This is a genomic window from Acidocella sp. MX-AZ02, from assembly GCF_000306035.1.
GTDB lineage: Bacteria > Pseudomonadota > Alphaproteobacteria > Acetobacterales > Acetobacteraceae > Acidocella > Acidocella facilis.
Genome location: NZ_JH976211.1, coordinates 1 through 10,608, shown reverse-complemented (window position 1 = coordinate 10,608; position 10,608 = coordinate 1). Strand labels below are relative to the sequence as shown.

Sequence of the window (10,608 nt, the reverse complement as noted above, 5' to 3'; positions counted from 1 at the left end):
GGCCTCGAACCGGCGCGCAGCAGAAAGTGGAAGCAACAAAACACGGGCAGGAGCCGAGAACTTCGGCTTGGTCAGGTCACGCCAACTCCGGCGCAACCACGACCGAAGGAAGACCCATGCCGACAGGAATTTACGAGAGACCGCCCATCGTTGCCGACCGACTTCGCTGGCTGGCGCCGCACGTCGACGGCTTCCGCCCCTGGCTGGCGAGGCGAGGATATCGCGCCGTCACCATCGTTGAGATCGTCCGGCTACTCTCGATCTGGGCCGAATGGGCCAATGCAGCCGGGTTCGATCTTACCAGTCTAGAGGCGGGCTTGGGCGCCTCGGCGACCGTGTTCCGGGGCTGCAGGACTGCAAGAGCGCCGCATGGTGCGGCGAAGCTGTTCATTGCCTGGCTTCGGGCGGGAGGCGTCCTGCCTTCCGAGACCCGCCCGCCTTCGCCCGAGGAGACCTGGCCGCTCCTGGCGTCGTATGGCCGGTGGATGCGCGAGCAGCGTGGCCTCGCCGAGTCCACGCTCGCTCTGCGCCAACCCGTCATCACCAACCTTCTGGAGGCGCTGGGCGATGATCCGGCCGCCTATACGGCTGGAGCCGTGCGCGACTTCGTACTGGAGCGAACTGCGCCGCATGGGCGCGGGCGTGCGCAGGCCGTCGCGAGCACCACGCGCTCGTTCCTGCGCTACCTCGTCGCGACGGGGCAGTGCTCGCTCGGCCTGGTCCATGCCGTCCCCGGCTTCGCGAACTGGCAGCTTGCGGCGACGCCGCGCTTCCTCCCAGGGCCGGACCTCGCGCGCGTGCTCGACGCCTGCGACGGTGAAGAACGCCTTCGTGATCGCGCGATCGTCTTGCTCCTCGCCAAGCTCGGCTTGCGGGCGAGCGAGGCGGCCCACCTCCGCTTCGCACAGATCGACTGGACCGGCGCGACGCTCACCGTGAGCGGAAAAGCGAAGCGCGAGGAGCGCCTGCCATTACCGCAGGACGTCGGTGACGCGCTCCTCGCCTACATCGAGCGCGCGCGGCCGCGGGCGGCCTCGGACCGCCTGTTCCTGACCGACATCGCGCCCGTCGTTCCTCTGAGCCGCGTGGCGATCAAGTGCCTCGTGCGGCGGGCGCTCGACCGCGCCGGCGTGGAGGGTCCGCACCGGGGCGCGCATGTGCTCCGTCACTCGGCCGCGACCGCGATGCTCGCGGGCGGCGCCAGCCTTGCCGGCGTCGGCGCGGTGTTGCGGCATCGGTCGCCATCGATGACGGCGCATTACGCCAAGGTCGACTTCGGCTTGCTCGCGGAGATCGCGCAGCCTTGGGGCGGGAGGGCGCCATGCTGAGCGCCGAGGTCGATCGCTACATCGCTCTACGCCGGACGCTCGGATACAAGCTCGTGAAAACCGAGCGCCATCTGCGCTCCTATGCTCGCCACCATGACGAGCGCTGCGACGGGTATCTCCGCGCCGCGCCGGTGCTGGCGTGGGTCACGGCTGCAGGCCGCACACGCGAGGCCCGGCGCGAACGCTACCGCGCGCTCGCGGGCTTCGCCCGCTTCCTGCACGCCGAGGATGCGCGGCACGAGTTGCCGCCGGTGGACATCTTCGCCGCCCCGAAGCGCCGGCCGATGCCCTACATCTACACGCCCGACGAGATCGCCCGCATCCTTGAAGAGGCCGGTCGGCTCCGCCGACAGCAGCCGAATCCGCTAAGGCGCGAGCTTTACGGGACGCTGTTCGGGCTGATCGCCGCGACCGGCCTGCGTATCTCGGAGGTGCTCGCGCTGCGGATGGAAGACCTGCGGCCGGACGGTGTGCTGCACATCCGTGCGACCAAGTTCGGCAAGAGCCGGCTCGTTCCGCTGCACGCTACCGTCGTCGCCGCACTGGAACGATACCTCGCCACGCGCAAGCGCGTAGCCGGAAGCTGCGAATACCTCTTCCCGTCCGTCGAGCTCCGACAGCTCTGTCCCTCGACGGTGAACTATACGTTCCGGATCCTGCTAAAGCAGGCGAACATCGCGCCAGGGCGTGCCCGCCGACCCCGCATCCACGATCTGCGCCATACCTTCGCGACGCGGGCCCTCGAGCGATGCGGCGGGAGCCGTGGCGAGGTGGCCCGTCACTTCGTCGCGCTCTCGACCTATCTCGGGCACGCCGATATCCGGCACACCTACTGGTATCTGCAAGCCACGCCCGAAATGATGACCGACATCGCCGCCGCAGCGGAGATGCTGGTCGGGAGCGCGGTCGCATGACCCCGCTCGCCCCTATCGTGACGCGCTTCCTGCGCGAGTACATGCCGAATCAACGCGGCTGTAGCCCCGAGACCTGCGACACCTACGCGGTGAGCTTGAAGCTGTTGCTGGTGTATGCGGCGGACAGGCTCGGCACGCGGCCATCCAGGTTGTTCATCGAGCAACTCGACGCATCGCTCATCGTCGACTTCCTGGCCCATATCGAGCGCGAGCGCCGGAACAGTGCCGCCACGCGCAACGTGCGCCTGGCTGCGGTCCGCGCGTTGATGCGCTACGTCGAGCACCAAGTGCCCTCGGCGATGGCCCAGGTGGCCCAGATCGACGCCATCCCGGTGAAGCGGCACGAGCAGAAGCTCGTTCGACACCTCAGCATGGACGAGATGCGCGCGATCCTGAACGCGCCAGACCCCACGGCACGCTCGGGCTTGCGCGACCGGGCGATGCTGCACCTGTGCTTCACCGGAGCCTTGCGCGTCTCCGAACTGGTCGGCGTTCTCCTGGAGAACGTCTCACTCGGCCGCACGCCGAGCGTGATGGTCCGGGGCAAGGGGCGACGCGAGCGCTGCCTCCCGCTTTGGAAGGAGACCGCGCAGGACTTGCGAGCCTGGCTCGCGGTCCGAGGCGACGTTCGTGCGCCGGAGCTGTTCGTCAACGCCGAGGGCACGGCCATGACGCGCGCCGGCTTCGAATACGTGCTCGACCAACACGTCCGGCGAGCGGGCGAGAGCTGTGCAACGCTTCGCGCGCGGTCGATCTCGCCGCACCAGCTTCGGCACAGCTGCGCGGTGATCATGCTCCAGGCCACGCGCGACATCCGCAAGGTCGCGCTCTGGCTCGGCCATGCCGACGTCCGCACGACCGAGGTCTACCTCCGAATGGATCCTAGCGAGAAGCTGGAGGCGGTCGAAGCGGTCGTTCCACCCGGCCTGCGCCGAGGCCGGTTCAGGGCGCCCGATGCGCTGATCGCGTCGCTGTCCGAAGGCGCCTCAGGCCGATGAACAGCATCCCCCTTGCCCGCCATCCGCCTGGATGGGCGGGCAAGGGACGGTGCCGAAGGAGCAGAAGACGCAGCAATCGCCGGCGTTCGGCTTCAGGAGCGCGCCACAGCCCTTGCAGTCGTAGAAGTACTGGCAGGCGTTCGTCGGCATCGTCTCGAGGGCCTGAAATCCGCACTGCGGGCAGGTGATCATCGACTCCAGGATCATAGGCAGTTCAAGCATAGAGGTAGCCGATGGTCAGCAGGCCAAGGCCGGCGATGAGAGCGACGAGGGTCATTCCGCGCACCGCGGGCTTGGAGCAGACTGCGCCGGTCGCGTCGGGAACAGTCGGACGGCGTCGCCACAGCAACACCCCACCCGCCAGCAGGCAGACCGCGCCCAGGACGAGCAGCAAGGGCCGGTGCGGTGCGGCGATCGTGGCGATACCGACCAGCCAAGCCGAGCTGAGCCCCAGCGTCGCCAGCAGGAACGGCAGACCGCAGCACGAGGCGACACCAAAGGCGGCCGCGACCCCGCTCAAGGTCAGCACGGTCGCGCCCGTGTCGCGAACGGAACGTGTAACCGTTCTTGGTTGCGTGGGCTCTGGCGGCATACGTCGATCTCCTTGCGTGGGCGTCGGCTGCACCCTAGCGTCTGTAGTGACTACAGACTCAAGCCCCTATCGTGGAGCGACCGCGATGCAACACGACATGCCGATCGGCGCGTTCTCGGCCCGAACCGGCTGCGCGATCGAGACAATCCGGTTCTACGAGAAGATCGGCATCCTGCCGAAGCCCCGCCGGCGAGGCCGCTATCGGCTCTACGAGGCTGATGACGTCGCGCGACTGGTGTTCGTTCGCCGCGCTCGCGAGCTCGGATTTACGCTGGATGAAGTGCGGGCGCTGTTGCGCCTGTCGGGCCTCGGCGCAGACGCCTGCGGTGAAGTGCGTGAGCTCGCTGCCTCGCACTTGAAGGACGTTCGTAAGCGGATCGCAGACCTGCGCGCGATGGAACGCGCGCTGATCGATGCGGTGAGACGTTGCGATGCTGGAGCCGATGCCGCCTGCCCGCTGATCGAGACACTCTCAGCGGTGTGATCGGCGGCGCTGCGCCCCTGTGTCGTAGGCGAGATCGCGGTGCTGCTCATGGGGAGCGGGGCTGGCGGGATGCGCACCCCGCTGGGCGTGGGGCCGATCCGCGTCGTTCTCTTGCGGGGTGACTGCCCGCAGCCGCGCCAAGCGGCCTCTCCTGATGGGGGTCTGGCGTCGTCCGGCCTATGGCCAGCAACGGCTTCGCCGACCTTCTTCCCCTGCGGCTGAGCCGCATTCCTCGCGAGGCAAGAAGCTCGGCTGCCGCCGTCCTCCGCTCCGCTGCGGCCCTGCGGGTGCAAGCCGGCCGAACCGCCGCCTCAGCGACCACCATCGAGGCCGCGTGGTGCGGCTTCGAGGAACAGTCAGGAGATACGACAATGGCTCAGATCGGCACCTTCACCCGCAGCGACGACGGCAGCTTCACCGGCCAGATCCGCACCCTCAACATCAACACCAAGGCGACCATCCGCCCCGTCGCCAAGGAGGGCGAGCGCTCCCCCGACTACCGGGTCGCCGCCAACGGCGTCGAGCTGGGCGCAGGCTGGGGCAAGCAGGCCAAGGACACCGGCGCCGAATACGTCTCGGTCAAGCTCGACGATCCCTCCTTCACGGCCCCCGTCTACGCGACCCTGGTCGCCGGCGAGAACGGCGAGCACCGCCTCATCTGGTCCCGCTGACCGACCCGCGGCGCCTCACCACCCGCGAGGCGCCGCACCTTCTCACCCCTGGAATTATGCGGAGCACGGACACAGCCAAACCCGCGGAAATGCTCGGCTTCCGACACGCCACTCCGCATAACACCTCACTCCGCATAATCCGCCTTATGTGGCGCACTGCATAAGGCTGAGATCGGAGCCGGGTGGACGAAGCGCTCCAACGAGGGGCGGTATTATATCTCGGTCAAGCTGGATGACCCCAGCTTCAGCGCGCCGATCTACGCCAATCTGTTCGATGATGAGGGCGGTGACGGCTACAGCCTGATCTGGTCTCGCAGCCGCAAGCCCAGCGGCGATTAAATCCCGCAGCAAACCCCGCCCGGCGATGCCGGGCGGGGAGCGTTCGTGCGTAAAAGGGGAGGGGGCGTGAGTTCCGTGGTCCGGGGCATGGTGAGGCTACGCGCAGCCTCCTTCGCCGCTTTTTGGGAAAAAGCGGCACCAAAAACTTCTGATTTATAAGAGCTTTTCGAACATGCGGTGCCGATACGCTTGCCTGGCGGAGGCTTTCCGGTTTCGGTACCTTTGGCCTACCTGGCCAGAAGTACATCAACAACAGGAACGTCATCATGAAAATCACCGTCGAGATTGACTGCACGCCTGATGAGGCTAGGCGATTTGCCGGCCTGCCGGATGTCGTCCCGATGCAGCAGGCTATTATCGAGAAACTCCAGCAGCGCATGGAGGCTGCCATCGACGCCACTACACCCGAGGCGCTCCTGCGGGCATGGATGCCGATGGCACCCGATCAGATGCAGCAGGCATTCGCTAAGCTGTTTGGCGCTTTTGGGGGACCGAGGTCAGGCGATGGAGGATGACGCCGCTTGGAGAGGCGTCTGTCAGAAAGCGGTTCAGCGGCCGGAGGGGGCAAAATGGACTGGCTGGGAGTAAGGTGCGCCGGTGTCGCCCCGGGATCGCAGCAGAAGCTCATCGTTCCATTGATGTTCCGACCAATCTGTCTTTCAATGCGGCCGTGAGCAAAAACCGTGAGTATGGCCGTGCGCTTCGCGGCGGTCAGCTGCCGTCTCGAAGAGGTACAAATGCGTGACACAGGATTGTGAGATTTCTGCCTTCGTCGACGTGATGTTGAAGCTGTTGCTCCGGCAGCCAATCATTGCGCCAGATGCGGATGCTGGGATAGATATTCTCGTGGCCAAAGCTGGGAGTTGCATAACACTTAACGACTGGCGGGCAGTGGTTGCTTCCGCATTAGCGGTAGGATACATCCATGAGCCGGTCATACTTTCGCATGGCGCGCTTCATTGCCACTGGCGCCTCGAACTGACGCCATTCGGGATCGAGGCGGCGGCACGGCTACTATAAGGTCGGCAGGGCTGCGCCCCTGTTCGCCGTTCATCGACCCTTGCCGGCGCGTCGGAAGCGGACATCGTCACGGACGGGCCCGCTGCGTTTAGATATCAGGTCGATCGGCAGCGAAAGCGACATCATGCTGACCTTCGATAGACAACAGTCGAGCGGCCAGTGCTTTCGAAATGGATTGATAAGCTGTGCTTCCCAAAGCAAGCCGCAGCTCTGCTTTCTCGCGGTCAGCTGCTGAAATGATGGCCGCGACGGTTCGGGCCGCATCGCCCTTCAGGACGAAGCTGCCAGTCTGGATTGCGCGCCGAACCTCGCCGGCCGGGGTATCGTCATATATCGCCATCCTTTCAGCGTGGACCAAGCCCTCCCGAAATCCGGTTGCCGTTGGGCCCGGTTCGGCCATCACGAAATCAATGCCGAAGGGCGCCACCTCCTGAGCGACCGCTTCGATGAAGCCCTCGATTCCCCATTTGCTGGCGTGATAAAGACTAAAATTCGGGTAAGCGATTTGCCCGCCTTCCGATGAGATCTGAACAATGCGTCCGCCGCCTTGCGCCCGCAGATACGGCAAGGCGGCGCGGATGAGCTGTATGCTGCCGATCAGATTGGTGGCGATCTGCTGATCGATTTGAGCATCTGAGAGTTCCTCGGCCGCGCCGACGAGACCATAGCCGGCATTGCTGACCACGACATCGATGCGCCCAAGCGCCGCGAACGCCGCATCCAGCGCCACGCGAATGCTTTTGACGTCGGTCAGTTCAAGCTTCAGCACATGGAGATTGTCCCCATATTTCCGCTTCAAATCCGCGAGCGCGCCGTCACGACGCGAGGTTCCCGCGACAATATCGCCGCGCGCGAGAAGCTGCTGGGCCATCTCCCGTCCGAGGCCGGAGGAGGCCCCGGAAATAAACCAGGTCTTTGTCATGGACTCTACCTTTCGCAATTCGTCCGGTTCCATCTAGACGCGGCCGATTGGTGGTATAAGATCTTATAATTTGACTAACATAGTGTGGATTTTGCACCAATGACGAGACCAACTCTCAATGAGCTGGAAGCTTTCGCAGCCGTGGCCCGCCATCTGAGCTTTCAAAAAGCGGCCGATGCGTTGGGCCTCTCACGTTCCGCGCTCAGTCACACGGTAATCGGCCTCGAGAGGCGCCTCGGGGTCCGCCTGCTCAACCGGACGACACGCAGCGTCGCGCCAACCGATGCCGGCTTGCGGTTGCTCGAGCGTCTGACGCCGATATTGAGAGGCTTGGATGCCGCCCTCGACGGGCTGGCCGAAGCGCGCGGCGAGCCGAGCGGCTTGTTGAGGATCAACGCCAATAAACGGGCCGCACAGCTTCTCCTCGGCGCTGTCGTCCCCCGTTTCTTGGCCCGCCATCCCCGGGTGGAATTGGACCTCGTTTCGGAGGGACGCCTTGTGGATATTGTCGCGGAGAATTTTGATGCGGGGGTGCGGCTTTACGACGCGGTGCCCGCGGACATGATTGCAGTCCGCTTTGGCGGTGATGTTCGTTTCATCGCAACCGCCTCCACGGACTATCTGCAAGGGCGCCTGCCGGTGACGACGCCGGATGATCTCACCCATCACACCTGCATCCGCCAGAGACTCCCCAGTGGAAAGCGTTATCGCTGGGAATTCAGCCGGCTCGGCGAGGAATTCGTACTCGACCCGCCGGGCGCTCTGACGCTGGACGATAATGATCTCCTGGTTCAGGCGGCAATGGCCGGACTTGGTATTGCCTATGTGCCAGAATCATTTGCCCATGCAGGGTTGGCTTCCGGCCGGCTGGTCCGGCTCCTGCCGGACTGGTGCCCGCCATCGCTCGGGTTGGCGCTGTATTATCCGGGAAACCGCTATATTCCGGCGACGCTTCGGGCATTTATCGACCTTCTGAAGGATGAACCCAATGGTGCAGACCTTGCCGGCAAATAAGGGAGACATATCCGCTCTCTTGGTAGCTCATTGCCAATGCGGACCAGCCGCTTATGGCCCTTTTGCCCAAAATATTAGACGGATGATATGCCGCCGAATGGCCTGGAGGGGGGGGGAAGGCGGCATAGCAGCTTCCGAATCCAGATCTGCAAAAGCTGACATCAGCTGCGGGGACTTTGGAACACGTGGATCGTGGTTTATCTTTATGAGACGAAGGCAATGCGCTGTTACGCGGGTTTGGTGTAAATATCTGAACGAAGCACTTCCATAAATCGCCACGGATTGCCGATTTCAGTAAACCCGAATTGGGCGTAGAGGGCATGGGCATCTGACGTCAGAAGCAACAACCTGCGAAGACCTTTCAAGTCCGCATGTTCCATTACCTCACGCATCAACCATTTGGACAAACCTTTTCCGCGATGGCCCTCTAAAACGAACACGTCTGCGACGAGAGCAAATGTAGCCTTATCGGTTACAATCCGTGCAAAGCCTACCTGGGAACCTTCCGAATAAACACCAAAGCAAAGCGAGTTTTTTATCGCTTTCTCCACGACATCTCGGGGGATTCCCGGGGACCAATAGGATTTTTCAGTCAAAAATCGATATACGACCTCAATGTCGATTTTGGCTGGCTCGGAAGAAATCTCATAACCTGGTACGCTCATGAAGCCGCATCTCATAATTCAGGGTTGATAGAGCCCCTCCAGTGTTGCCGATCGAGCTGGTCAACGCAATGTCGGCTGCACATCGGCGGCAATATCAAGATTGGATCGTCATCTGCCAGGGCAAACAACCACTGTTTGGCTAGCTGCTATCTCATTTTGCCTGGCTCTCGCCTATCAGAGACCAAGCACCGCGGCGATCGCGCCTAGCTTTTCGGGATTTCGAATGATGTAGACCGCTGCGATACGCTGGTCCTCCATCTCCAGGACAGTCACTTGGGGCAAGCCGTCCGGTTCCTTCGTGACGAACCCGGGCATGCCGTTGATGAGGCCGTAATATAACGAGACCGGCGCGCGCACCTTCTTCAACGCAAGCCTTGCGAGCATGCGCGCTGTTTTCTCGGCGCCATGGATGAGATTGAGAGCCGCCGGGCGACTGCCGCCCCCGTCGGTATGCAGGACCACATCCTCGGCCAGCAGATCGCGCAGGGCCACCTCATCGCCGGTCTGGGTGGCAGCCAGAAAGGCTTTCGCCAACCGCGTGCCGTCCGCCTCCGAAACCTCATGGCGCGACTTTGACTCGCCAAGGCGTTGACGGGCACGTACCGCCACTTGCCGGCATGCCGCCTCGGATTTGTGGAGAAGAGGGGCTAGCTCGTTGAACGACATGTCGAACAGATCGTGCAGGATAAAAATGGCGCGCTCCGGCGGCGAGAGCCGCTCAAGGGTGAGAAGAAAGGCAAGTGACACGCTCTCGGCCCGCGCCCAAGCTTCCTCCTGCGGCGCGGCCTGGTCTTCCAGCACGGGCTCGGGCAGCCAGGGGCCAACATAGGCTTCCCGCCGGACCTGAGCCGATTTCAAGTGATCAAGGGCCAGCCGCGCCGCCGCCTTCATCAGCCATGCACGGGGGTGCGAGATTTCGGCTCGTACCGCCCCTTCCCAGCGCAGGAAAACCTCCTGCGCTATATCCTCAGCCGTGGCGTGCGAGCCCGTCATCCGATAGGCGAGACCGACCAGAGCCGCCCGATGCGGAAGAAAGCTCGCCGCCGCATCCATCTGCTATTTGCCCACGGGCACCGAACGAAAGCCGATGGCCAGCCGGTTCCAGGCATTGATGGTCGCGATCAGCAAAGACAGTTTCACGATCTCCCCCTCGGAGAATTCAGCTTTCAAGGCGGCCCAATCCTCATCCGGCGCATGAGTTTCGGAAATGAGCGTCAGCGCCTCAGTCCAGGCCAGTGCCGCCCGTTCACGCGAGCTGTAAAACGGCGCCTCGCGCCAGGCGTCGAGCAGAAGCAGGCGGGTCGCCGTTTCGCCGCCCTTCATGGCATCCCTTGTGTGCATGTCGATGCAAAAGGCGCAACCATTGATCTGGGACGCGCGGGTCTTGACCAGCTCGATCAAGCTCTTCTCCAGGCCAGAGGTCGTCACGGCCTTCTCCAGTGCCAGCATTGCTTTCATGACCTCGGGCGCGGCTGCATAGTAATCGATGCGGGATTCCATAGTATCACTCCTATTTGCGGTTGCGCAGATAAGACGAGGCAGCCCCGAAAAATGTGACAGGGTTTTTTTGTTTGACGTCCGCTTCCCTCATTTTATCCCAAAACCGCCATTCCGTTCCCGGCCCCATCATGCCCACAAACAGCCGGTTGATTACTTCCGCC

General features: G+C 63.4%; 13 protein-coding genes and 1 pseudogene. 8 read left to right on the top strand and 6 right to left on the bottom strand.

Annotated elements, in window-relative coordinates:
- The first annotated feature begins 116 nt into the window (after nt 1-116).
- The 3 genes from MXAZACID_RS16435 to MXAZACID_RS16425 are packed head-to-tail and all read left to right on the top strand — an operon-like array spanning nt 117 to nt 3,240.
- Nucleotides 117-1,328 (top strand): tyrosine-type recombinase/integrase, encoded by a 1,212-nt coding sequence (locus tag MXAZACID_RS16435; RefSeq protein WP_008495648.1) that lies wholly within the window; start codon nt 117-119, stop codon nt 1,326-1,328.
- Nucleotides 1,322-2,242: a tyrosine-type recombinase/integrase gene (locus MXAZACID_RS16430; protein ID WP_039885714.1), complete on the top strand. Its 921-nt coding sequence runs from the start codon at nt 1,322-1,324 to the stop codon at nt 2,240-2,242. Before MXAZACID_RS16435 ends, MXAZACID_RS16430 begins: the two co-directional genes overlap by 7 nt.
- Nucleotides 2,239-3,240: a tyrosine-type recombinase/integrase gene (locus MXAZACID_RS16425; RefSeq protein WP_008495646.1), complete on the top strand. Its 1,002-nt coding sequence runs from the start codon at nt 2,239-2,241 to the stop codon at nt 3,238-3,240. Before MXAZACID_RS16430 ends, MXAZACID_RS16425 begins: the two co-directional genes overlap by 4 nt.
- Here the strand turns inward: MXAZACID_RS16425 and MXAZACID_RS16420 are convergent.
- Together MXAZACID_RS16420 and MXAZACID_RS16415 are read right to left on the bottom strand one after the other, a co-directional pair.
- Complete coding sequence (locus MXAZACID_RS16420; protein WP_205619848.1) at nt 3,229-3,447, bottom strand: GDCCVxC domain-containing (seleno)protein; 219 nt, start codon at nt 3,445-3,447, stop codon at nt 3,229-3,231. The genes MXAZACID_RS16425 and MXAZACID_RS16420 overlap by 12 nt on opposite strands.
- A gap of 7 nt (nt 3,448-3,454) precedes the next feature.
- The gene (locus tag MXAZACID_RS16415) at nt 3,455-3,832 is read right to left on the bottom strand and encodes a mercuric transporter MerT family protein (protein ID WP_008495644.1); all 378 of its coding nucleotides are present in this window, start codon (nt 3,830-3,832) and stop codon (nt 3,455-3,457) included.
- Between the two features lie 85 nt (nt 3,833-3,917).
- Between MXAZACID_RS16415 and MXAZACID_RS16410 the strand changes: the two genes are divergently transcribed.
- The 4 genes and pseudogenes from MXAZACID_RS16410 (at nt 3,918) to MXAZACID_RS16400 (ending at nt 5,841) form a co-directional block, all read left to right on the top strand.
- Complete coding sequence (locus MXAZACID_RS16410) at nt 3,918-4,316, top strand: helix-turn-helix domain-containing protein (RefSeq protein ID WP_008495643.1); 399 nt, start codon at nt 3,918-3,920, stop codon at nt 4,314-4,316.
- A 371-nt stretch (nt 4,317-4,687) separates the two neighbouring features.
- The gene (locus MXAZACID_RS16405; protein ID WP_008495641.1) at nt 4,688-4,987 is read left to right on the top strand and encodes a DUF736 domain-containing protein; all 300 of its coding nucleotides are present in this window, start codon (nt 4,688-4,690) and stop codon (nt 4,985-4,987) included.
- Between the two features lie 162 nt (nt 4,988-5,149).
- Nucleotides 5,150-5,326 (top strand): annotated as a pseudogene (locus MXAZACID_RS18450) (DUF736 domain-containing protein); the annotation flags it as partial.
- 266 nt (nt 5,327-5,592) lie between these two features.
- The gene (locus tag MXAZACID_RS16400) at nt 5,593-5,841 is read left to right on the top strand and encodes a DUF6489 family protein (protein WP_008495640.1); all 249 of its coding nucleotides are present in this window, start codon (nt 5,593-5,595) and stop codon (nt 5,839-5,841) included.
- A 593-nt stretch (nt 5,842-6,434) separates the two neighbouring features.
- Here the strand turns inward: MXAZACID_RS16400 and MXAZACID_RS16390 are convergent.
- A complete protein-coding gene (locus tag MXAZACID_RS16390) occupies nt 6,435-7,268 on the bottom strand; it encodes an SDR family oxidoreductase (protein WP_008495638.1) in 834 nt (277 codons plus the stop codon).
- A gap of 99 nt (nt 7,269-7,367) precedes the next feature.
- Between MXAZACID_RS16390 and MXAZACID_RS16385 the strand changes: the two genes are divergently transcribed.
- Nucleotides 7,368-8,282 (top strand): LysR family transcriptional regulator, encoded by a 915-nt coding sequence (locus tag MXAZACID_RS16385; protein ID WP_008495637.1) that lies wholly within the window; start codon nt 7,368-7,370, stop codon nt 8,280-8,282.
- Between the two features lie 227 nt (nt 8,283-8,509).
- Here MXAZACID_RS16385 and MXAZACID_RS16380 read toward each other — a convergent pair whose 3' ends face one another.
- From MXAZACID_RS16380 to MXAZACID_RS16370, 3 genes are all read right to left on the bottom strand, one after another.
- Nucleotides 8,510-8,947 (bottom strand): GNAT family N-acetyltransferase, encoded by a 438-nt coding sequence (locus MXAZACID_RS16380; protein ID WP_008495636.1) that lies wholly within the window; start codon nt 8,945-8,947, stop codon nt 8,510-8,512.
- A 174-nt stretch (nt 8,948-9,121) separates the two neighbouring features.
- On the bottom strand, nt 9,122-10,000 hold the full coding sequence (gene sigJ / locus MXAZACID_RS16375; protein WP_008495635.1) for an RNA polymerase sigma factor SigJ: 879 nt from the start codon (nt 9,998-10,000) through the stop codon (nt 9,122-9,124).
- Between the two features lie 3 nt (nt 10,001-10,003).
- A complete protein-coding gene (locus MXAZACID_RS16370; protein WP_008495634.1) occupies nt 10,004-10,447 on the bottom strand; it encodes a carboxymuconolactone decarboxylase family protein in 444 nt (147 codons plus the stop codon).
- Nucleotides 10,448-10,608 lie beyond the last annotated feature (161 nt).